Origin of the sequence: Micromonospora taraxaci (genome assembly GCF_007830095.1) — a bacterium.
Classification (GTDB): domain Bacteria; phylum Actinomycetota; class Actinomycetes; order Mycobacteriales; family Micromonosporaceae; genus Micromonospora; species Micromonospora taraxaci.
The window spans coordinates 3,788,094-3,809,430 of record NZ_VIWZ01000001.1 but is presented as its reverse complement, the minus strand read 5'-3'; the positions used below and the strand labels follow the sequence as shown (position 1 = coordinate 3,809,430).

General features: G+C 71.8%; 22 protein-coding genes. 9 read left to right on the top strand and 13 right to left on the bottom strand.

The window, feature by feature from the left end:
- Nucleotides 1–18: 18 nt before the first annotated feature.
- Complete coding sequence (locus tag FHU34_RS17465) at nt 19–1,722, bottom strand: acyl-CoA dehydrogenase family protein (RefSeq protein ID WP_145781819.1); 1,704 nt, start codon at nt 1,720–1,722, stop codon at nt 19–21.
- A 137-nt stretch (nt 1,723–1,859) separates the two neighbouring features.
- Here FHU34_RS17465 and FHU34_RS17460 point away from each other — a divergent pair, with 137 nt between their 5' ends.
- The gene (locus FHU34_RS17460; protein ID WP_425280534.1) at nt 1,860–2,318 is read left to right on the top strand and encodes an Rv0361 family membrane protein; all 459 of its coding nucleotides are present in this window, start codon (nt 1,860–1,862) and stop codon (nt 2,316–2,318) included.
- Complete coding sequence (locus FHU34_RS17455) at nt 2,305–3,516, top strand: low temperature requirement protein A (protein ID WP_145781816.1); 1,212 nt, start codon at nt 2,305–2,307, stop codon at nt 3,514–3,516. Before FHU34_RS17460 ends, FHU34_RS17455 begins: the two co-directional genes overlap by 14 nt.
- Here FHU34_RS17455 and FHU34_RS17450 read toward each other — a convergent pair.
- The 4 genes from FHU34_RS17450 to FHU34_RS17435 all read right to left on the bottom strand — a co-directional run bounded on the left by FHU34_RS17450 (nt 3,483) and on the right by FHU34_RS17435 (nt 7,617).
- Nucleotides 3,483–4,199, bottom strand: a complete 717-nt coding sequence (locus FHU34_RS17450) for a thymidine kinase (RefSeq protein ID WP_145781814.1) — start codon at nt 4,197–4,199, stop codon at nt 3,483–3,485. The genes FHU34_RS17455 and FHU34_RS17450 overlap by 34 nt on opposite strands.
- A gap of 56 nt (nt 4,200–4,255) precedes the next feature.
- The gene (locus FHU34_RS17445; protein WP_145781812.1) at nt 4,256–5,647 is read right to left on the bottom strand and encodes an MFS transporter; all 1,392 of its coding nucleotides are present in this window, start codon (nt 5,645–5,647) and stop codon (nt 4,256–4,258) included.
- Nucleotides 5,648–5,666: 19 nt separating this feature from the next.
- Nucleotides 5,667–6,434 (bottom strand): glycerophosphodiester phosphodiesterase family protein, encoded by a 768-nt coding sequence (locus tag FHU34_RS17440; RefSeq protein ID WP_145781810.1) that lies wholly within the window; start codon nt 6,432–6,434, stop codon nt 5,667–5,669.
- Nucleotides 6,435–6,843: 409 nt separating this feature from the next.
- A complete protein-coding gene (locus FHU34_RS17435; protein ID WP_145781808.1) occupies nt 6,844–7,617 on the bottom strand; it encodes a lysophospholipid acyltransferase family protein in 774 nt (257 codons plus the stop codon).
- 176 nt (nt 7,618–7,793) lie between these two features.
- Here FHU34_RS17435 and FHU34_RS17430 point away from each other — a divergent pair, with 176 nt between their 5' ends.
- From FHU34_RS17430 to FHU34_RS17415, 4 genes are read left to right on the top strand one after another with little or no spacing between them, the layout of a single operon-like run.
- Nucleotides 7,794–9,206 (top strand): cytochrome ubiquinol oxidase subunit I, encoded by a 1,413-nt coding sequence (locus FHU34_RS17430; protein ID WP_167524956.1) that lies wholly within the window; start codon nt 7,794–7,796, stop codon nt 9,204–9,206.
- 14 nt (nt 9,207–9,220) lie between these two features.
- Nucleotides 9,221–10,219: a cytochrome d ubiquinol oxidase subunit II gene (gene cydB / locus FHU34_RS17425; protein ID WP_145781804.1), complete on the top strand. Its 999-nt coding sequence runs from the start codon at nt 9,221–9,223 to the stop codon at nt 10,217–10,219.
- Nucleotides 10,220–10,266: 47 nt separating this feature from the next.
- Entirely contained in the window at nt 10,267–11,112 is an 846-nt protein-coding gene (locus tag FHU34_RS17420; RefSeq protein WP_145781802.1) for an arginase family protein, read from the top strand.
- Nucleotides 11,113–11,154: 42 nt separating this feature from the next.
- Nucleotides 11,155–12,342 carry a GNAT family N-acetyltransferase gene (locus tag FHU34_RS17415; protein WP_145781800.1) on the top strand — a complete coding sequence of 396 codons (1,188 nt, stop codon included), beginning with the start codon at nt 11,155–11,157 and terminating at the stop codon, nt 12,340–12,342.
- A 42-nt stretch (nt 12,343–12,384) separates the two neighbouring features.
- Here the strand turns inward: FHU34_RS17415 and FHU34_RS17410 are convergent, their stop codons facing one another.
- Nucleotides 12,385–12,816 carry a MarR family winged helix-turn-helix transcriptional regulator gene (locus tag FHU34_RS17410; RefSeq protein WP_145781798.1) on the bottom strand — a complete coding sequence of 144 codons (432 nt, stop codon included), beginning with the start codon at nt 12,814–12,816 and terminating at the stop codon, nt 12,385–12,387.
- Between the two features lie 95 nt (nt 12,817–12,911).
- Between FHU34_RS17410 and FHU34_RS17405 the strand changes: the two genes are divergently transcribed.
- A complete protein-coding gene (locus tag FHU34_RS17405; protein WP_145781796.1) occupies nt 12,912–13,364 on the top strand; it encodes a MarR family winged helix-turn-helix transcriptional regulator in 453 nt (150 codons plus the stop codon).
- A gap of 6 nt (nt 13,365–13,370) precedes the next feature.
- On the opposite strand, the gene FHU34_RS17400 is transcribed toward FHU34_RS17405, so the two are convergent.
- The 3 genes from FHU34_RS17400 to FHU34_RS34055 form a co-directional block, all read right to left on the bottom strand.
- Nucleotides 13,371–14,057: a hypothetical protein gene (locus tag FHU34_RS17400; protein ID WP_145781794.1), complete on the bottom strand. Its 687-nt coding sequence runs from the start codon at nt 14,055–14,057 to the stop codon at nt 13,371–13,373.
- Nucleotides 14,058–14,140: 83 nt separating this feature from the next.
- Nucleotides 14,141–14,602: a peroxiredoxin gene (locus FHU34_RS17395; RefSeq protein ID WP_280116489.1), complete on the bottom strand. Its 462-nt coding sequence runs from the start codon at nt 14,600–14,602 to the stop codon at nt 14,141–14,143.
- A 49-nt stretch (nt 14,603–14,651) separates the two neighbouring features.
- Nucleotides 14,652–15,485: a patatin-like phospholipase family protein gene (locus FHU34_RS34055; protein WP_145781791.1), complete on the bottom strand. Its 834-nt coding sequence runs from the start codon at nt 15,483–15,485 to the stop codon at nt 14,652–14,654.
- Nucleotides 15,486–15,564: 79 nt separating this feature from the next.
- Between FHU34_RS34055 and FHU34_RS17385 the strand changes: the two genes are divergently transcribed.
- The gene (locus tag FHU34_RS17385) at nt 15,565–16,293 is read left to right on the top strand and encodes an SDR family NAD(P)-dependent oxidoreductase (RefSeq protein ID WP_145781790.1); all 729 of its coding nucleotides are present in this window, start codon (nt 15,565–15,567) and stop codon (nt 16,291–16,293) included.
- A gap of 32 nt (nt 16,294–16,325) precedes the next feature.
- On the opposite strand, the gene FHU34_RS34050 is transcribed toward FHU34_RS17385, so the two are convergent.
- The 4 genes from FHU34_RS34050 to zwf form a co-directional block, all read right to left on the bottom strand.
- Nucleotides 16,326–16,451 (bottom strand): MFS transporter small subunit, encoded by a 126-nt coding sequence (locus FHU34_RS34050; protein ID WP_269678893.1) that lies wholly within the window; start codon nt 16,449–16,451, stop codon nt 16,326–16,328.
- Nucleotides 16,448–17,854, bottom strand: a complete 1,407-nt coding sequence (locus FHU34_RS17380) for an OFA family MFS transporter (protein WP_145781787.1) — start codon at nt 17,852–17,854, stop codon at nt 16,448–16,450. The genes FHU34_RS34050 and FHU34_RS17380 overlap by 4 nt, the downstream gene beginning before the upstream one ends.
- A gap of 140 nt (nt 17,855–17,994) precedes the next feature.
- Complete coding sequence (locus FHU34_RS17375) at nt 17,995–18,813, bottom strand: GNAT family N-acetyltransferase (protein WP_145781784.1); 819 nt, start codon at nt 18,811–18,813, stop codon at nt 17,995–17,997.
- 66 nt (nt 18,814–18,879) lie between these two features.
- Nucleotides 18,880–20,259: a glucose-6-phosphate dehydrogenase gene (zwf, locus tag FHU34_RS17370; protein WP_145781781.1), complete on the bottom strand. Its 1,380-nt coding sequence runs from the start codon at nt 20,257–20,259 to the stop codon at nt 18,880–18,882.
- Between the two features lie 155 nt (nt 20,260–20,414).
- On the opposite strand from zwf, the gene FHU34_RS17365 reads away from it, so the two are divergent.
- Nucleotides 20,415–21,197, top strand: coding sequence for an alpha/beta fold hydrolase (locus FHU34_RS17365; protein WP_145781779.1), 783 nt, complete (start codon nt 20,415–20,417; stop codon nt 21,195–21,197).
- The last annotated feature ends 140 nt before the right edge of the window (nt 21,198–21,337 follow it).

Below are 21,337 nucleotides of genomic sequence, written 5' to 3'. Positions count from 1 at the left end.
TCTGTTCGCGCCGGCCGTTCAGCAGAGCAGATCGAGGTGGTGGTGGGCGTCCTCGGCGATCTCCTCGTGCCGCAGCCACCGGCGCGCCCACAGCCGGGCGGCCAGTGCCGCCTGCTCGTCGCCCCAGGCGGCGTGCTCGACGAGTAACGCGGTGGTCAGCGCGTACGCCAGGCGCAGCGCCAGACCACGGGCGCCGGCGAGCACCCCCGGCGAGGCCGGGTCGACGGTCACCGCGGCGATGGTCTCGCCCAACTGCGCGGCGGTGGCGGCCAGCGTGTCGGCCAGCACCGGCGACAACGGTCGGGCCAGGTCGGCGGCGGCAGCGAGTCGGGCCAGCAGGGGCGCCCCAGCGTCCTCCCGGGTCAGCGCCCGCAGCACGTCCAGGGCCAGCACGTTCGTGGTGCCCTCCCAGATCGGCAGCACCTGGGCGTCGCGCAGCAGGCGGGGCACGCCGGTGTCCTCCACGTAGCCGGCCCCGCCGAAGCTCTCCACGTACTCGCTGGCGGAACTGACGGCCAGTCGACCGGTGGCCAGCTTCGCCAGCGGCGCCACGATCCGCAGCTCCGCTGCGGCCACCGGATCGGCACCGACCTCGACCCGCCCGAGCAGGGCGAACGCGTGCCCAGCCAGAGCGAACGCGCCCGCCGCGTCGACCGCCAGAGTGCCCAGGGTGGCCCGGTGCAGCGGCGAGGACACCAATGGGCCGCCCGCGACGTGCCGCACGTCGGCGTACGCCCGGGCGTAGGCGAGACCCCGTCGCATCCCGCCCGCCGCCGCGGCGGCGTTGTGCACCCTTGTCACCACGACCAGGGTCATCGCCCGGACCAGACCGGGGACCGCCGGGTCGCCCAGCGGCAGCGCGTACGCGTCGTGCAGACCGATCTCGGCGGTCGGCAGCGCCCTCGTGCCGAGCTTGTCCTTGAGGCGGTGCACCGTGACACCCGGCGCCGGCGCTCCCGGGGCGGTGCCGTCGGCCAGCGGTGAGTCGACCGCGTACCGGGGAACGAGGAACGGCGCGAGGACCCGGCTGCCGCGCCCGGCGCCCTCGGGTCGGGCCAGCGCCACCGCCATCGCCGCGTCGGCGGCGGAGCAGAACCACTTCTCCCCGGTCAGCCGCCAGGAACCATCCGCCGCGGGCCGGCCGATCGTGCTGGAGCGGCCCAGGTCGGAGCCGCCCTGCGCCTCGGTCATCCACTGCCCGCTGGTGATCGCCTCGGCCGGGTCGGTGGAGATCAGCCGGGGCAGCCACGCGTCCCGGATCCCGTTGTCCACCTCGGGCAGGCTGAGCAGCGCGGCAGCCCCGTCGGCCATCGCCACCGGGCAGGAGAACGTCGCCGACTCCGGCCCGTACAGGTGCAGCAGGGCGTGCTGCACCACCCGAGCGGCGGCGCCCCAGGTGCCGCGCGCGTCCGGCAGGTAGGGCAGCGCCACCACCGCGTGCCGGGCGGCGGCGGCCCGCTGCGCCTGCCAGCCGGCGGAGGTGTCGATCCGGTCGACCCGCGCACCCCACGCGTCGTAGCGGACCAGCGTCGGCGGGTGCGCCTCCGCGTCGGCGTGCGCCGCGCGCAACGGCCCGGCGACGTCGGCGGCCAGGTCGGCGAGGCGGCCCTTCGCGGCGGCGTGCCCGGCCGGGCCGAGGTGACGCTCCAGCCAGGACCGCAGCAGGCCATCACCGGCGTACGGGTCGACGGGGGGTGGTACCGGCTGAACGAAGCGGCTCATCGATCGGCTCCTGGCACTGCTCGGGGGTGTGCGCCGACGGTAGACGATCCGTGGCCGCCGCGAACAGTGTGAGTCCTCGGACCCGATTTTCCGCTTGTCGTACCTCGGTGCGACGACGTTCTCTACGGTCGGTAGTCGTGGGTGCCGGTCAGTCGTGGAGCCGACCGGCCCGGCGCAGCCGCCCGATGCGCACCGGGTTGGCGTTCGCCGGGTTCGGTGTGGCGCTGTGCTGCGTCGGGGTGGCCGGCCTGGCCGCCTGGAACCTGCAGACCGTCCGTCAGGCCGCCGGCCCGATCCGGGAGACCGCCGACGGGTTCTTCAGCGAGGTGACCCTCGGCGACAGCGACCGGGCGTACGAGCGGCTCTGCGAGGACGCCCGCAGCAGATGGAGCGCTGTCGGCTTCACCAGTTGGGTGCGTACCCCGCCGATGGTCACCGACTACGAGATCACCGACGTGTCGGTCGCCACCCGCAGCGGCCGACCGCAGGGCACGGTGACGGTGAAGGTGACCCGCGACGGTGGACTCAGCGAGGAACGTCGCCTGCCGGTGGTCCGCGAGGGCGGAGACTGGCGGGTGTGCGGTGACCCCTTCTGAACCGCCGGCCGTCACCCCGGCGCATCCCGGGCTGCTGCGCATGCGCAAAGGGGTCCAACCGACCACCTCAACCGAGCTGTTCTTCGACCTGGTCTTCATCTTCACGATCACCCAGCTGTCGCACTACCTGATCGAACACCCGGGCTGGCGTGGTGGCGGACGTACCGCGCTGTTGCTGGCGCTCGTCTGGTTCGTCTGGGTCTACACCACCTGGCTGACCAACTGGCTGCACCCGGACCGGGGTCCGGTGCGGGCGATGTTGATCGGGGTGGCGCTGGGTAGCCTGCTGCTGTCAGCGGCGATCCCGCAGTCGTTCGCCGGGACCGGCCTGCTCTTCGCGGTGGTCTACGTGACCCTGCAGGTGGGCCGGACGATATTCGCGTTGTGGGCGGTGCAGGGCACCCCATGGCTGGTCGACGGCTTTCAGAAGTCGCTGCCGTGGATAGTCGGGACGTCGGTGCTCATGGTGGTCGGCGGCCTGGTCGGCGGGGCCGCCCGGGAGGCGTTGTGGGCGTCGGCGGTCGTGCTCGACGTGGTCGGCCTATTGATTGGCTACCCGTTTCCGGGGCGGGGGCGTAGCCGCCCCGAGCGGTGGATGGTGGAGGGCGGACATCTGGCCGAGCGGTGCGCGGCGTTCGTCCTGATCGCGCTGGGCGAGTCGATCCTGGTCACCGGCATCACTCTCACGTCGAACCTTAACCGGGTGACGTCCGGCGCGTTCCTGCTTGCCTTCGCCGGTTCGGTGGCCCTGTGGTGGGTGTACTTCGCCCGCTCGGCCCCGGCCGCGACGGAGGTCATCGCCCACGCCGGGGACCGCACCGGCGCGTTGAGCCGGGTGGCGTTCAACTTCCTGCATCCCGTGATCGTCGCCGGTGTCATCGTCACCTCGGCGGGTGACGAACGGCTGCTGCGCGAGCCCGGCGCGCCCGCCACCGAGGAGGTCGTGATGCTCACCCTGGGCGGCCCGGCGCTGTTCCTCGCGGGACACGCCGCGTACCAGGCGTTGCTGTGGCGGACCCTGCCGACCAGCCGGATCGTGGCGGTGGTGGTGCTGCTGGCGCTGATGCCGGTCTGCGTGGGGCTCGGGGTTCCGGTCGCGGGGTGCGCCACGGTGGCGGTGGTGGTGACGATCGCCGTGATCGTCGCCGACCGGTTCCGGGGTGTTCAGTCGCGCGGGCCCAGGTCGCCGCTGCGGTAGTGCCGGCGGCACAGCACCTGGTAGCGCACCTCGGCGGTGTCCACGGTGTCGCCGATGACGACCTGCGCGCCCTCGCGGACGACCCGCCCGTCGACGACGCGGGCGTTGAGCAGCCCTTCCCGGCCGCACCAGCAGAGCACCTCGACCTGGATGCGGGCCACCTCGTCGGCCAACTCGAAGAGACGTTGCGCGGCGGGGAACAGGCTGGACCGGAAGTCGGTGGCCAGCCCGAACGCGAACACGTCGACGTCGTAGCTGTCGACCAGCTCCGCCATCTGCTCGACGTGCTCCACGGTGTAGAAGCACGCCTCGTCGCAGATCAGATAGTCCACGCGTACCCCGTCGGCCCACCGCCCGCGCACCAGGGCCCGCAGGTCCAGGTCGTCGGTGACCTCGATGGCCTCGTGGGCCAGCCCGATGCGGGTGGTGACCTGCGGGCCCAACGACCTGTCGATGCGGGTGGTGACCAACCCCCGACGACCCTGCCGGGCGTGGTTGTAGTTCATCTGCAGCGCCATCGTGGACTTACCGCAGTCCATCGGTCCCCAGAAGAACTTCAACGCCGCCGCGTGCACCGGCCGCCCGTCCAACCCACGCGCCGCCGCGCACCCGGCCGGAGCGTGCGGCTGACCGGGGAACGGGTGGGCGAGGCAGGTCGGGGCGGTGGTGGCGTCGTCAGTCACGGTCGGGCAGCCTAGCCGATCGGCCACTCCTGATCTGTCGGGCGCGGGATGCGTGCTCAGAGCACCCGCGGTGGCGTGTTGCCGGCGGCGACGATGGCACGGCGCATCGGCACGGCGGCGAGGAGCAGGAAACCGACCACGAAGAAGATCAGCAGTGAGACCAGGCCCACCCGGTAGGAGGAGGTGAGCTGGAACACCAGGCCGAAGGCGAGCGGGCCCAGCCAACTGGTGCCCTTGTCGCTGATCTCGTAGAAGCCGTAGTACTCGCCCTCCTTCCCGGTGGGGATGAGCTGGCTGAACAGCGACCGGCTCAGCGCCTGACTGCCGCCCAGGACCAGGCCGATGGCCGCGCCGAGGACCATGAACGGCACGGGCGCCTCGGCGGGCAGCCGGAACGCGGCGATGATCACACCGGTCCAGAGCACGAGGCTGAGCAGCACGGTCTTCCACGCGCCGATGCGCCGGGCCAGCGCGCCCAGGCTCAACGCTCCGCCGAAGGCGAGGAACTGCACCAACAGGATCGTGATGATCAGGGTGCTCTGTTCCAGGCGCAGTTCCTCGGTGCCGTACTGGCTGGCCAGGGTGATGACGGTCTGGATGCCGTCGTTGTAGACCAGGAAGGCGAGCAGGAAGTACAGCGTCAGCGGGTACGCCTTGATCTCGCGGACGGTGCGGCCGAGTTGGCGGAACCCGTCGGTGAGGACGTTGCCGCCACCGGTCAGCGCCGCCGCCGACGGGCGCTCGCGCAGCCACCGCAGCGGGACCAGCGTGAACAGCGCCCACCAGACTCCGGCGGACACGATCGACCAGCGGGCCAGGTCCAGGGTGCGTTGCGGGTTGTCACCGTCGTCGAGCAGGGTGATCGCGACCAGGTTGAGCGCCAGCAGCAGACCGCCGCCGAGGTAGCCCAGCGCCCACCCGCGACTGGAGATGCCGTCGCGTTCGTCGGGGCCGCCGAGCTGCGGCAGGAACGAGTTGTAGACCACGATCGCGGCGCCGAAGGAGATGTTGGCGACCAGGAAGAGCGCCCCGCCGAGCAGGTAGCGGTCGCCGGTGACGAACGCCATCGCGATGGTGGCGCCGGCGCCGGTGAACGCGGCGCCGCCGAGCAGCCGCTTCTTGTGCGCCGACCGGTCCGCGATCGCCCCGATGACCGGCAGCACGAACACGGTGAGGAACACCGACAGCGAGATCAGGTACGGGTAGTAGGACCCGGCGGCGACCTTGATGCCGAGCGGGTACACGAAGCCGTCGCACGAGTCCGCGCCCAGCTCGCAGCCGGCCGCCACCTCGGCGACGGTGGTCAGGAACGGGCCGAGGAACACGGTGATGACGGTGGTCTGGAACGCGGAGTTGGCCCAGTCGTAGATGTACCAGCCCCGACGCTCCCGGCGGGTGCTCGCGGGAGGCGGAGTGTCGTCCACCGTGGGGGTCACGGTCTCGGCCATCGGGGGTCCTTGGAATGGCTCAGGCGGCCCAGTGGCCGCGGCTGCGGTAGACGTCGCGCAGCACGCCGACGTGATCGGTCATGATGCCATCCACGCCACGATCCAGTAAGTCGTGCATCTGGGCGGGTTCGTCGATCGTCCAGACGTGCACCTGAAGGCCGATCCGGTGGCAGTAGTCGAGGAACCGGCGGTCCACCACCGGCACCCGCCCGTAGCGGGGCGGCACCTGCGCGGCGACCACCGACGGGGGCAGCCGCAGTGGGCGTCCGTGCAGGGAGGCGAGGCGTAGCCGGGCGACGCCCCGCATGCCGAGGCTGGTGGCGACCCGCCCCTCGGTGAGCGCGCGCATCCGGGTCAGGCGGGCGTCGCTGAACGAGGCGAGCAGCACCCGCTCGCCGGCGGCGGCCCGGGTCACGGTCGAGACCGTCGGCTCGACGCCGCCGTCGGCCTTCACGTCGATGTTGAAGCGGACCTGCGGCCAGGCGCCGAGGACCTCGTCGAGCCGGGGTACGACGGCGGCGCCGGCGACGCGTACCGAGGCGAGGTCTGCCCAGCTCATCTCGGCGATGCGCCCCGGTTCGCCGGTGACTCGCTGCAGCGTCGGGTCGTGGAAGATCACCGCGACGCCGTCCGCGGTGGCGTGCACGTCGGTCTCCACGTACCGGTAACCAAGCCCGATGGCCCGGGCGAACGCCTCGGTGGTGTTCTCGTCGCCGTCGGCGGCGCCGCCGCGGTGGGCGAACGCCAGCGGCGCGGGCGCGTCGAGGTAGCCGGATCGGGTCAGCACGCGACGCAGTATGCCCGCCGCTGGTGGAGCGCGGGTGACCTACCGGCGAAGATCAGGCCCGGTGCACCGGGGTTGCGGCACGGGTGGCCGCCGGGTGGCCTTCTCCGCAGTGGCGGCAGGCCTCGCGTCCACGCTGGTCTGACCGGTGCGACCGTGCCGTCTCCGTGACCGGCCGGGATGCTCCTCCCGGCGCGGCCCACGGCCACCACCCCCCCGGACACCTGTCCTTCGTCCTTTGCTCTGCACCCACGGGCGCACCAGCTACCGACGGTGACTGTTGCCTCCGTGGGTGCAGAGCAAAGGACGCGTGGGTGGGGTGGGGGGTCGGCCGCCGGCGGGCCTGGCTGAACTCGGCGCCGCAGGCGCCCCGCCGGCAGTCTGCGCACGGGTGCAACCCGACGTTGCGGCCTCAGGACGAGCGGCGGCGGTGGACGCGACTGAGGTCGCTCGGGCGACCAGGATCGACGTGCCGGGGCAGGTCAGGCTCGTCGGGGCGCAGCGGGGCGAGGGTGTCGGTGAGCGCGTCGATGATCCGGTCGGTGGCCCGGCGGGCCGCGCCAGGACTGGCGGCGGTCGACTCGCCCAGGTCGACGGGGGCGCCGAAGTGCACCCGAATGAGCGGGCGACGCCACAGTGAGCGGGCGACGCCACGCAGCATTCCCCGGGGTGCCTGGTAGGGGAGCACCTCGTGCGCGCCCCACTGGGCCACCGGGACGACCGGGGCGCCGCAGACCAGGGCGAGGCGGGCGGCACCGGTCTTGCCGCGTTCGGGCCACATGCCGGGGTCCAGACCGATGCGACCCTCGGGGTAGATCAGGATCACCGAGCCGCGGGCGACAGCGGTGGCGGCGTCGTCGAGAGCCTGGTGGACGGCGCTGGTGCCCCGGTCGACGCGGATGTGTCCGGCGTGGCGCATGGCGGCGCCGAGCAGCGGCGCGCGGAACAGTCCGGCGGTCGCCATGATCCGGGGGGCGATGCGGCGGGTCTGGCAGGCGGCGACCATCACCAACGGGTCGAACGGGCTGATGTGGTTGGCGGCCAGCACCAGCGGCCCGCGACGCAGGTGCGCGGGGACGTCGCCGGTGACCTCGAGGCGGGCCAGCAGGCCGACCAGGGCCCGGGCCAGGAGCAGGGCGCCGCGCCAGATGAGCGGCGGCTGCCAGGTGGCGTACGTGGTGTTCATCAGCGCGACATCGTCGCACGCGGCGCCACGGTCGTGCGGGCGGGTCGGCCGGATGCCCCGGGGTGATCAGGGTCATTGGTCCCGGGCCGTTCCGGGCCGCCTGGCCCTGCCCATCGGTCTACGACAAGCAGTAGTATTTACTACGTCTCGTAGTACGGATGGTTGGGGGTTTTCAGGTGGACGCGTTGGACGTCGCCCGCTGGCAGTTCGGTGTCACCACCGTCTACCACTTTCTCTTCGTTCCGCTGACCATCGGCCTGTCCGTACTGGTGGCCATCCTGCAGACGATGTGGCACCGCACGGGCAACGAGCGCTACCTCAAGCTCACCAAGTTCTACGGCAAGCTCTTCCTGATCAACTTTGCCATGGGTGTGGTCACCGGCATCGTGCAGGAGTTCCAGTTCGGCATGAACTGGAGCGACTACTCCCGCTTCGTCGGCGACATCTTCGGCGCACCGCTGGCCATCGAGGCGCTTGTCGCGTTCTTCCTCGAATCCACCTTCATCGGCCTGTGGATCTTCGGCTGGGACCGGCTGCCCAAGCGAGCGCACCTGGCCAGCATCTGGGCCGCCGCGATCGGCACCAACCTCTCCGCGTACTTCATCCTCGCCGCGAACTCGTTCATGCAGAACCCGGTCGGCTACCGGATCAACCCCGACAGCGGGCGCGCCGAGCTGACCGACTTCCCGGCCGTGCTGACCAACAAGGTCGCCCTGATCACCTTCCCGCACACCCTGGCCGGCTCGTTCCTGGTCGCCGGGTCGCTGGTCGTGGCCGTCGGGCTGTACCACGTGATCCGCAACCGCGACTCCGCCGACACCGGCGCCTACCGCTTCGCCACGAAGTTCGGCTCCTGGGTGGTCCTGGTCGCCTCCGCCGCCGTGCTGTTCACCGGCGACATCCAGGGCAAGATCATGACCGAGGTGCAGCCGATGAAGATGGCCGCCGCCGAAGGGCTCTACACCACCGAGAGCCCCGCCTCGTTCTCCGTGCTCACCATCGGCAGCCTCGACGGCAGCCGCGAGGTGTTCGCCCTCAAGATCCCGTACCTGCTGTCGTACCTGGGCACCGGTGACCCGAACGGCACCGTGCACGGCATCAACGACCTGCAGGCCCAGTACGCCACCCAGTACGGCGCGGGCAGCTACACCCCGATCATCCCGGTCACCTACTGGAGCTTCCGCTTCATGATCGCCTTCGGGATGGCCGCCGGCGCGATCGCCCTGCTGGTCCTCTGGAGCCAGCGCAAGGGCCGTACCCCGAGCAGTAAATGGCTGCTGCGCGCCGGCCTGGCCATGCCGGTGCTGCCGTTGCTGGCCAACTCGTTCGGCTGGATCTTCACCGAGATGGGCCGTCAGCCGTGGATCGTCTTCGGCGAGATGCTCACCCGCAACGGGGTGTCCCGCAGCGTCTCGCTGGCCGAGGTGCTCACCTCGTTCACCGCGTTCACCCTGATCTACGCCACCCTCGCCGTGATCGAGGTCAAGTTGCTGCTGCGCTACGCCAAGGCCGGCGTACCGGACGTCAGCGACCAACCCGCCACCGACGACACCGACGACGCCGAGCGCCCGCTCGCCTTCGCCTACTGATCCCGGAGCCCATCGTGGAACTGACCACCATCTGGTTTCTCCTCGTCGCCGTGCTGTTCACCGGGTACTTCATCCTGGAGGGCTTCGACTTCGGCGTCGGCATGCTGCTGCCCGTCCTGGGCCGTGACGACCGGGAACGCCGCGTACTGATCAACACCATCGGGCCGGTCTGGGACGGCAACGAGGTCTGGTTGATCACCGCCGGTGGCGCGATGTTCGCCGCGTTCCCCGAGTGGTACGCCACCCTGTTCTCCGGCTTCTACCTGCCGCTGCTGCTGATCCTGCTGGCCCTGATCGCCCGGGGCGTCGCGTTCGAGTACCGGCACAAGCGCCCCGAGGCGTCCTGGAAGCGCCGCTGGGACACCGCGATCGTCGTCGGTTCGCTGCTGCCGGCGTTCCTGTGGGGCGTCGCCTTCGCCAACATCCTGCGCGGGGTGCCACTGGACGCCGACCACGAGTACGTCGGCGGCCTCGTCGACCTGCTCCACCCGTACGCCCTGCTGGGTGGCGCGACCACCCTCGCGCTGTTCCTCACCCACGGCGCGGTGTTCCTCGCCCTGAAGACCACCGGCGACATCCGCGAGCGTGCGGGCGCGCTCGCGGTGCGCCTGGGCGTCGCCGCCGTGGTGCTCGCGGTCGGGTTCCTGACCTGGACGTTGAGCATCCGTTCCAGCACGGCCGCCGTCGTGCTCGCCGTCGGCGCGGCCCTCGCTCTGCTCGGTGGTCTGGCAGCCGCCCGGGTACGCCGGGAGGGCTGGGCGTTCACCGGCACCGCCGTGGCGATCGGCCTGGCCGTGGCGACCCTGTTCGCGGCGCTGTTCCCGAACGTGCTGCCCTCCACCCTGGACGCGGCCGGCACGCTGACGGCCACCAACGCCGCGTCCACCCCGTACACCCTGAAGATCATGACCTGGGTGGCGGTGATCTTCACTCCGGTGGTGCTGGCCTACCAGGGCTGGACGTACTGGGTGTTCCGCAAGCGCATCGGCGTGGCCAACATCCCGCAGCACTGACCGCTCGCCCGGTGGCGCGGGGCCGGGCCGCTGGAAAGATCGCCACCATGTGGAACCGGGATCTCGACGTGCTGGTACCGATGTGGCAGGGCGCGGACGACACCCGTGTGCGTGAGGGAGCAGCCGCGTTGGGTGCCCAGACCGAGCCGGGGACGCGGCGGGTCACGGTACCGGTCCCGTCCGGCGGGTCGGAGCGGCAGGACGGGGTCCGAAACCGGGCCGTGCTCGTCGAGGCCTACCGCGCCCACCGTGGGGTGCTTGCGGAGCACCGCCCGCAGCGGCTGCTGACGCTGGGCGGGGACTGCGCGGTCGAGGTCGCGTCGGTGGCCCACCTCGCGGACCAGTACGCAGAACGGCTGTTCGTGCTCTGGATCGACGCACACGGCGACCTCAACACACCGGCGAGTTCGCCGAGCGGGGCGGCGCACGGTATGCCTCTGCGCCTGCTGCTCGACGCGGCCGCGGACGGTGCGCTGCCGGCGCCTGGTTGCCTCACGCCGGGCCAGGTCGCGTTGGTGGGGGTCCGAGATCTCGACCCCGCCGAGGTCGAGTACGTGCACCAGCACGACCTGACGGTGGTGGACTGCGCGACTCTGGGCGCGCAGCCGACCCGGCTGGCCGAACTGCCCCCACCCGGTGCCGCGGTGTACGTGCACCTCGACCTGGACGTGCTGGACCCGTCCGCGTTGCCTGCCGTGGCGGTGCCCACCCCCGGCGGCCTGACAGCCGCCGCGCTGGCACGGTCGCTGACCGCCGTGCGCGCCCACCACCAGGTGGTCGGAGTGGGAATCACCGAGTACGTTCCGCAGCTCGAGCACGACCAGCGGGTGCTCGGCGACGTGCTGGACGCGCTCGGGCTCATCGGAGAGCGACAGACTGTACGACGGCCGTAAAACGGCTGTCGGCGCGCGGAGCCGCCTCGCTACGGTGTGCCGATGCCCGCCACCCCGCACGTACGTGAACTTACCGCCGACGACCTCGACGCCGCCTGGGAACTGGGCCGGTTCGCGTTCGGCTCCGACCCGCAGCGACCGGCGCAGGTCGCCGAGGTGCCCGGGTTGACGCGCTACGGCGCGTTCGACGAGGCCGGGCGGCTCGTCGGTAAGGCCGTCGACCTGCATCACGACCAGTGGTGGTCGGGGCGGGCGGTGTCGGCGGCCGACGTGGCGGGTGTGGCGGTCGCCCCCGAGGCCCGTGGTAGGGGAGTGGCTCGTGCCATGCTCACCGCGTTGCTGCGCGGCGCCCGCGAGCGCGGTGCGGCCGTCAGCGCGCTCTACCCGACCGTCGCCGCTCCGTACCGGGCCTGCGGGTGGGAGACCGCCGGGGTGCTGCGGACCGTCGACCTGGCCACCGCCACATTGCCCCGGCACCGACCCGACCCGCGGTTCGCGGTGCGTGCGGGCACCGCGGCCGACCTGCCGGCCGTCGCCGCCCTCTACGAGCAGGTCACCCGGCACCGCAACGGGCTGTTGACCCGCCAGGGCGAGTTGTTCGACTTCCACGCCGCTGACGGTGGCCTGCCCGGCGACGGGCTCACCCTCGTCGAGACCGACGGCGCGCTGGTCGGCTACGCCACCTGGCAGCGGGGCCGCGGTTACGGTGCCGACTCGGTGCTCACTGTCGACGAGGCCCTGGCGGTCACCGCCGAGGCCGCCCGGGAGCTCGTCGGTGTGCTGGCCAGTTGGGCGAGCGTCGCGCCGACAGTGCGACTGTGTCCGCTCGACGGCGACGCGGTGAGCACCTGCCTGCCGTTGGAGTCGGCCCGCGACCACGAACGGGATCTGTGGATGCACCGGCCTGTCGACGTCGCCCGCGCGGTGAGCGCCCGTGGGTGGCCGGCCCACGTCCGGGGCTTCGTGGACTTCAGCCTCACCGATCCGCTTGCCGAGTGGAACACCGGCACCTGGCGGTTGGCTGTCGCCGACGGCGCCGCCGAGCTGGTCCGCCTCGACGGTGAGGCGGATCTGCGGCTGGATGTTCGCGGTTTCGCGTTGCTGTACACCGGGGCGTCCGGTGCCCGGTCGGTCGCGCAGGCGGGCCTGCTGCACACCGCCGGTGTCGCACCGGACGCTCTGGATCTGCTGGGCGCGGGCGGCCCGGCCCAGGTGCTCGACTACTTCTGACCGGTCGAGGCCCCTGGCCGGTCCGGCCCGCGCGAGTGCCGCTCAGGCCGCCAGTTCGGCGTTCGCGCGTTGGGTGATGACTGTGAGCGCCCGGGCGGCGGCGCTCGCCTCGTCGGCGGGGATGTCCGCGTAGAGGCGGGCGGTGATGCCGGAGACGGCCTCCGCGACGCGGGCCTGCGTCGCGTGACCGGTGTCGGTGAGCCGGAGCCGTGTGCCGTCGGTGTCGTCCTGCGCGAGGTTCGCGTCGACGAGGCGAGCGATCACCTCCTGCACGGCCGGCCCGTCGACCTTGAGTGTGCTGGTGATCCGGTGCGTGAGGTGATCGCGTTCGACGGGCCCGTCGGCGAGGACGTTGAGCACGAGGACCTGGCCGAAGTTGAGCCCGAGCGGCGCGACGGCACGCTCCAGCAGGGCCCGGGTGGCGTAGTGGGCCTGGCCGACGACCTGGCCGTTGAGGGTGGGAGCGGTGGACATGACGCCTCCTTCTGAACGTTGGTGGCACCAACGTTGGCGCAACCAACGTAACACGGATCGTGGGTCACGCCAACGATTCCTGTTAGGCTGCCGCCATGGAGTCGACCGCCCCGCAGTCACCCGCCGGGCTCCGCACCTCCCCGACCTGGCTGCTGAACCAGGCCGCCGCCCACGCCACCCGGCTGCTCAGCGACGGCTTCGCCGCGCACGACCTGCGCGGCTACCACTACCGGCTGCTCGCCGCGCTGGCCGAGGACGGCCCCGCGAGCCAGGCCGACCTGGGCCGACGCTGCGGCATCGACCGCAGCGACGTCGTGGCCGCCGTCAACGACCTGGCCGGTCGGGGGCTCGTCGTACGCGCCCCCGACCCGGCCGACCGCCGCCGCAACGTCATCAGCCTCACCGACGCCGGCGCCGACGAGGCCCACCGGATGGGCGACACCGTCGGCCGGGTCCAGAACGACCTGCTCGCCCCGCTGTCCACCGCCGAACGCGACCAGCTGACCCGCCTGCTCAGCCGGCTACTGGAGCACCACGCCCGACGCTGAGTACCCTCAGCGGGCCTCGCGCAGCTCCGCCAGACGCGCCTCGATCTCGGCCAGCTCGGCGCGCAGCTTCTCGGCCTGCTGCTCCGCCTCGGCCCGCTCGGAGCCGAGGATCTGCTCCACCGCCTCCTGCACCCCGGGCACGTCGACCAGCGCCACCATCCTCAACGCCTCGGCCGGCTTCACCACGTACGGCTTCGCCAGGGCCTTGCTGCCCTGCTGCGCGGCGACGGTCCACTCGCCGTCGGCGTACGCCAACGTCACGGTGAGACCCGCGGGGCCCTTCGGCTTGACGGCCTTGACCGCCCGCCGCGCCGGCGGCTTCTCCGTCTGCTCCACCTTCGGCTCCTCCTGTCGCTGCGCGGGCACCCGCGGCGTGTCCAACACGAACTCCGGCGCCGCCACGGGCTCGGGCTCCGGCTCGGGCTCCGGTTTCGGCTCCGCAACCACCCGACGACCGGCGCCCTTGGGCGCCACCGCCAGGTCGGCGGGGGAGAACGGCAACTCGTCGCGGCCGAAACGCACCACCACGAACTCGTCGGACACCTCCGGGTCGGTCAGCTCGATCACCTGACCGACCTGGCCGGCGATCTGCCCCGCCGAGGCGGTGAACACCACCCGTGGCTTACGCCCGGCCGCCAACGCCTCCCGGATGCTCTGCACCTCGTCAGTGGACAAACCCTGGCCGGCATCCATCACAACCCTCTTCCGTACACCTGTTTGATTTCTGTCTTGATACCAGCCGGCTGCGACAGCCGCCGCACAGGGCCCACGCCCCTTCAGCCGCCCAACGTCCGCAGCGCCCGATCCGCGTGGTCGTTCATGCTGACCTCGCTGTGGATCACCTCGATGATCCGCCGGTCGGCACCGATCACGAACGTCATCCGCTTCGTGCTCAGCGCCCCCAGCGGCACCCGCCGCTTCACCCCGAACTGCTGCGCCACAGTGCCGTCCACATCGGACAGCAGCGGATAGTCGAACCCGTGCAGCTTCGAGAACTCCGCCTGCTTGGCCACCGGGTCCCGGCTGATGCCCACCCGGGTCGCGCCCAGCGCCGTGAACTCCGCCGCGAGGTCCCGGAAGTGGCAGCTCTCCGCGGTGCAACCCCGGGTCATCGCCCCCGGGTAGAAGAACAACACCACCGGCCCGGTCGCCAGGAACTCCGACAGCCGCCGCGTCGTGCCTGTCTCATCGGGCAGCTCGAAATCCTGCACCACGTCGCCGACACCCACACCCGCCACCGCGCACCTCCGTTGTCCGATCGACCGAACGCGCGCAGAGCGTAAGCGATCACCCCCAGAGCGCCGACACCTCGTCGGCCACCGCGTCGGCCTGGCTCCGCCCGGCGCGCGCCGCACCCGCCCGCCGCGCCGGATCCAGCAGGTTACGGCCGATCGCCGTGCGCGCCGCCGCGTCCGGCGTCACCACCACCACCGTCGACCCGGCGGCCCGCAGCTCGTCCACCTGCGCCGACAACCGTGGCATCGGCCCGAACGCCGCCGACGTCGGCGCGAGCACCAACACCCGCTGGGCCCCCGCCGCGAGGTCCGCGTTCACCGTCGAGCGCATCCCGCCGTCGACGAACCGGCGCGCGCCGATCGTCACCGGCGGCCACACCCCGGGCACCGCGCAACTCGCGCCCACCGCGTCCACCAGCGACACCCCGCTGTCGCTGTCGAACACCACGAACTCACCGGAGACCGCATCCACCGCCGTGACCAGCAGCCGCCGCGCCGGCCACTCCCGGGCCGCCAGGCGGGCCTCGATCACCGCGCGCTGCGACGCCTCCGACGGGGTACGCGCCGCCAGCGCCATCGCCCCGATCCGCGCCCGTGAGCGCACCTCGTCGCGGGTACGGCCACCGGCCCACACCAACCGGGCCAGCGCCACGACGCCCAACCGTGCCGCCGACCCACCCGACGGCGGGGCCAACTGCTCCTCGTAGAACCGCTGCACCGGCAACCCGGAGCACACCTGCGCGCCGACCACCGAGCCCGCCGACGTGCCGACCACGAGATCCGCGCCGGTGACCGGCACACCCCGCTCGACCAGCCCCGCCAGCAGCCCCAACTCCCAGGCCACCCCGGTCACCCCGCCACCACCGAGCACCAACGCGCGCTGCATGTGACCCTCCTCTCGACGACCGCATCGCGCCGGTCACGGTAGCGTCGGCACATCCTGCTCCGACAGCCCTGGAGGCACCGTGGCACCCGTCACCGTCATCACCGGCGGCGGTCGCGGCATCGGCGCGGCCACCGCCCGCCGCCTCGCCGCCGCCGGTCACCACGTCGCCCTGTGCTACCGCCGCGACGAGGCCGCCGCCGCGACCGTCCTGGCCGACCTGCGCGCGACCGGAGCGAACGCCATCGCGGTACGCGCCGACACCACCGACCCCGACCAGGTCGCCGAGCTGTTCGACGCCGCAGCGCAGCTCGGCCCGCTCACCGGCCTGGTCAACAACGCCGGTGTCACCAGCCTCATCGGACCCTTCACCGAGCTGCGCGTCGAAGACCTGCGCCGGGTCGTCGACGTCAACCTCGTCGGCTACGTCCTCTGCGCGCAGCAGGCCGCCCGCCGGCTGACCGACGGCGGCGCGATCGTCAACGTCTCCTCGGCCGCCGCGACCCTCGGCAGCCCGGGGGAGTACGTGCACTACGCCGCGGTGAAGGCCGCCACCGACACCCTCACCGTGGGCCTGGCCAAGGAACTCGCCCCGAAGGGCATCCGGGTCAACGCCGTCGCGCCCGGCATCGTGCGTACCGACATCCACGCCGACTCCGGCGTGCCCGACCGCCCCGACTCGGCTGTCGGCCGCATCCCGCTCGGCCGCGCCGGCGAACCCGACGAGATCGCCGCCGCCATCGCCTGGCTGCTCGGCCCTGACGCCTCCTACGCCACCGGCACGGTCCTGCGGGTGTCCGGCGGCCTGTGAGCCGGGACGCCGCGCGCCCCGGCTCACCGCTCTCAGTGGGTGAACAGTTTCGCCGCCGTGATGACGGTCTGCGCCACCCCGTAGCCGAGCAGCACCGCCACCACCAGCCAGGAGATCCACAACCGGGCCTGCTGCCCGTTACGGCTGTCGTCGCTCATCGCGTCCCACTCCTCTGCTCGGTCTTCGGCTCGTCCACATCCCCCGCCGGCTCGTGGTAGCGCTGCGGCACCGGCCGCACCAGCAGGTTCGCCACGAAGCCCACCGCGAGGACCCCCACCATGGTGAACAGCGCCGGCCGGTACGCCGCCGCGGTCAACGTGCCCGGCTTGCCCTGCGCGTCGAGGAACCCGTTGACGATCAGCGGACCGGCGATCCCCGCCGCCGACCATGCGGTCAGCAACCGGCCGTGGATCGCGCCGACCTGGAACGTGCCGAACAGGTCCCGCAGGTACGCCGGCACGGTCGCGAACCCACCGCCGTAGAACGACAGGATCACGCAGGCCAACAGCACGAACAGCGCCGTGGCGGTCTGCCCCACGAGGGCCAGCAGCGCGTACAGCACCATGCCGACACCCAGGTACACCAGGTAGATCGGTTTGCGGCCGATGACGTCCGACGTGGACGACCACACGAACCGGCCGGCCATGTTGAACAGCGACAGCAGGCCCACGAACCCGCCGGCCGCCGCGACGGTCACCGCGGACGTGCCGTTGTCCCGGAAGAAGTCCTGGATCATCGGGCTGGCCTGCTCCAGGATGCCGATTCCGGCGGTGACGTTGCAGAACAGCACCACCCACAACAGCCAGAACGAGCGGGTCCTCACCGCGTTCGCCGCCGACACGTTCGCCGTGGTCACCAGCGGTTTCGCCGCCACGCTGGCAGGGTCGAAGCCGGCCGGCCGCCAATCCTCGGCCGGCACCCGCACGTTCGCCACCCCGAACATCATGATCACGAAGTAGCCGAGGCCGAGCGTCACGAACAACCAGACCAGGGCGCTGCCCGACGCCGTCGACCCGGCGTTGGCCGGGTCGTAGCCGGGGTCGTAGAACGACAGGAGCTGCCGGGACAGGGGAGAGGCGACCATCGCCCCACCACCGAAGCCCATGATCGCCAGACCGGTGGCCAGGCCCGGCCGGTCCGGGAACCACTTGATCAACGTGGAGACCGGGGAGATGTAGCCGATCCCCAGACCGATGCCGCCGAGCAGGCCGTAGCCCAGATACAGCAACCACAGTTGCTTCGTGGCGATGCCCACCGAACCCACCAGGAAGCCCGTCGCCCAGAAGCAGGCCGAGACGAACATCGCCTTACGCGGCCCGTTCGCCTCCACCCAGGTCCCGGCGACCGCGGCGGACAACCCCAGCATCACGATCGCGATGCTGAAGATCACCCCGATCGCGGTCTGGCTGGTGTCGAAGTGGGCGATCAGCGAGTTCTTGTAGACGCTTGTCGCGTAGACCTGGCCGATGCAGAGGTGGATGGCCAACGCCGCCGGGGGGATGAGCCACCGGCTGTAGCCGGGCGGCGCGATGGTGTGCCGACGATCGAGTGCGGAAAGCATGCGCTGCTTCCTCTCCGATGAGGACGAGACGTCCCCACAACGTGCCCCCCGCACACACCGGCGGCAAACCTCGGCAGCGCCGGGTGGTCGATACCGTGAGCTGAGCGGTCACTCAGCCACGCCATCTGTCAGCCCCCGGGCTACGCCTGCCACACCCAGTTACGCCGCTCGTACAGCGGGCTCATGCCCAGCCGGCGCATGTTGTCCAGCGACGGATTCGACGAACCCGGCGCGGGCCGGCCCGTCTCGGCGGTGACCCACCGGCAACCGGCCGCCGCAGCCGCGGCCACCCGGGCCGCCAGCAGGCCCGACTGCGCGCCCCGACCCCGATGCGTCGGCAGCGTGGCACCGGTGTTGAGCGAACCGACCTCGCCGTGCACGAACAGGTTCGCGGCGGCCACCATCTCCGCACCGTCCCACGCGGCGAACGGACGGAAGCCGGGGTCGCGGACGCTCGCGGTCAGCATCGGGCCCAGGTGTTCCTCGGGCATCCCGAAACACCGCAGGACCACCGACGCCCACTCGTGCACCGACTCGTCCGGGACCGGACCGACCCGCAGGTCGGTGCCACCGGGCTTCAGGGCGTCGATCTCACCAGCGAGCTTGACCCACACACCGCCCGCCGTGATGTTCTCCCGCGCGCAGATCTCGTCCCAGTCCGCCGGCAGCCGGTCCGGGGCGATCTGGATGACCGCGCTGGGCGTGCCCTCGGCGCGGTAGACGTCGCACACCTGGGCGATCAACTCGCCGGTCACCGGCTCGTCGACGCCGAACCCGAGCGCCTTGGACCAGTAGCCGGTCGGGTCGTGTCGCATCGACAGCACCACCCCGCCGCCCATCCTGGCCGTCCGGATCCCGAGCGCGTCCCGGACGTCGGCCGACGCACCCGACTCGTACCGGAACATGAACTCGGCCTCGGCCAGTTCGGCGAGCGCGCCCACCGTCTCATCAGTTGCCATTCGGCACACCCTGCCAGGGCGCGGCGCGCTCCGACGCCGGCAACGCCGGCGCCGTGAGCAGCGCCACTACCGCAGGTACGGGGCGTGCCAGCCGCCGGCGAGGGCCTCGGCGTCCGCCGGACCCCAGGTGCCCTTGTCGTACGACAGCACCGGTGCCGGCAGGTCCAGGATCGGCGCGACGATGCGCCACTCCTGCTCGATCGTCTCCGCGCGGGCGAACCGCAGGTGTTGCCCGTCCATCGCGTCGTCGAGCAACCGCTCGTACGCCTCCTGGCGGCGACCGAGAGCCGACCCGAAGTCGACGGACAGGTCCACCGGACGACTCGCGACCTCGGCGCCCGGGCTCTTCGCCTGGATCGACATCGTGATGCCGTCGCCGCGCCCGAGGCGGAACCGCAACAGGTTCGCGGCGGTCGCCGTGCCCCGCTCCGCCGGGATCAGCGACCGCTGCGGCTGCTTGAACTCGACCACGACCTCCGTCGCCGTCCCCGGCAGGGACTTACCGGTGCGCAGGTAGAACGGCACACCCGCCCAGCGGGGGGAGTCGACGGTCAACCGGGTCGCCACGAACGTCTCGGTGTTGGAGTCGGCGGCGACGCCCGGCTCGTCGCGGTAGCCGGCGTACTGCCCCCGGACCGTGGACTCCGGCGACAGCGGCGCGATCTGCCGCAGCACCGCGGCCTCCGCCTCCCGGAACGCGGTCGTGTCGTCACTGGCGGGCGCCTCCATCGCGATCAACGCGACGACCTGCAGGATGTGGTTCTGCAACACGTCCCGGGTGGCACCCACCGTGTCGTAGAACCCGGCCCGCCCCTGCGTACCGAAAGCCTCCGCGAGGGTCACCTGGATGTTGTCGATGTGCTCGTTGTTCCACAACGGCTCGAACAACCGGTTGGCGAACCGGAAGGCGTAAAGGCCCTCGACGGCCTCCTTGCCCAGGTAATGGTCGATGCGGAACACCCGCTCGCTGTCGAACGCCGCCCGCAGCGTGCGATCCAGCTCACGCGACGACTCCAGGTCACGCCCGAACGGCTTCTCCACGATCACCCGGCCCCGGCCGGCCAACCCGACCGCCGCGAGGCCCTCGACGACCGACCCGAACACCGCCGGAGGAATCGCCAGGTAGAAGACGGGCCGCTCGGCGTCGCGCAGACGCTCGGCCAGACGCTGGTAGGTCGTCGGGTCGGCGTAGTCGCCGGAGATCATCGAAAGGTTGGCCGCCAGCCCGTCGAAGGTCTCCTCGTCGATCTCGTCGTTGGCCTCCAGCACCGACTTGCGGGCCATGGTGACGAGCTGCTGGTCATCCCAGGGGGAGCGGGCCACGCCGATCACCGGGACATTCAGGCGGTCGCGACGGGTCAACTCGTACAGCGCCGGGAACAGCTTCTTCGAGACGAGGTCTCCGGTAACGCCGAACAGCACCACCGCGTCTGAGCGCATGTGCATGGCACTTCCATTCGATCATCTGATTCTGATCTTCCGAACGGACAACGGCGCGACCCACCCGCGGAATTCCCGGCGGGCGACGCACGTAAGGTCAGCCACAACGACGGCGCTCACCGGGAACCCCCGCGCTCCACCACCCGATGCAGAATTCGACAATGCGCCTCACATTCGACCAGTCAGCGGGAACCGGGCCGAAGATCATCTGCCTGCCGATGTTCAGCATGACCCGCGCCGCCACGGCCGCCGCCCTGGCACCCGCCTTCGCCGGCACCGACCTGCGCGAGACGTACCTCGACCTGCCCGGCCACGGAGACACCCCCGCAACCTGCCCGGCCACCTCCCAGGCGGTGCTGGACGTGGTGTGCGCGTGGCTCGACGACCACGTCGACGCGCCCGTCCTCCTGGCTGGCGCCTCCTACGGGGCGTACCTCGCCGCCGGGATCGCCCGCCAACGACCCGAACTCGTCCGCGGCCTGCTCCTCGTCTGCCCCGGTGTCACCATCGCGCCGAGCAGCCGCACCCTGCCCGAGGAGCGCCCGACACCGGGACCCGCCGGTTGGCTCGACGAGGCCCCCACCGACCTTCGCGCGCACCTCGACGCCGCGCTGGGCCACCGCACCCCGGCCGTCGTCAGCACGGTGCTCGCCGCCCTCACCGCCGGCGGCCCCGGCGACGACACCTTCCAACGGACGCTGCGGAGCGGCCCCGGGTACGCGCTCCCGGACGAGCACGTCGACACACCCTTCCACGGGCCCGTCACCGTGCTCACCGGCCGACAGGACGGCGTCGTCGGGTACGCCGACCAGTTCCACGCCATGCGCCGCTACCCCCGTGGCACCTACACCACCATCGACCAGGCCGGCCACTACCTGCCCTTCGAACAACCGGCCCTGCTGCGCGCACACGCCCAGGACTGGCTGCGGCGAACCCGCACGTGAGCGACCGATCCGGCAGCAGGCCCTGACTTTTGTCATGAACACCTGTGCACCACGCATCGAACCTCATGACTAACTGCACTGTGGGGCGCCCCGTCCCGTCCACGAGACTCGATCCAGAGCGCCGGCACGACAGCCGGCCA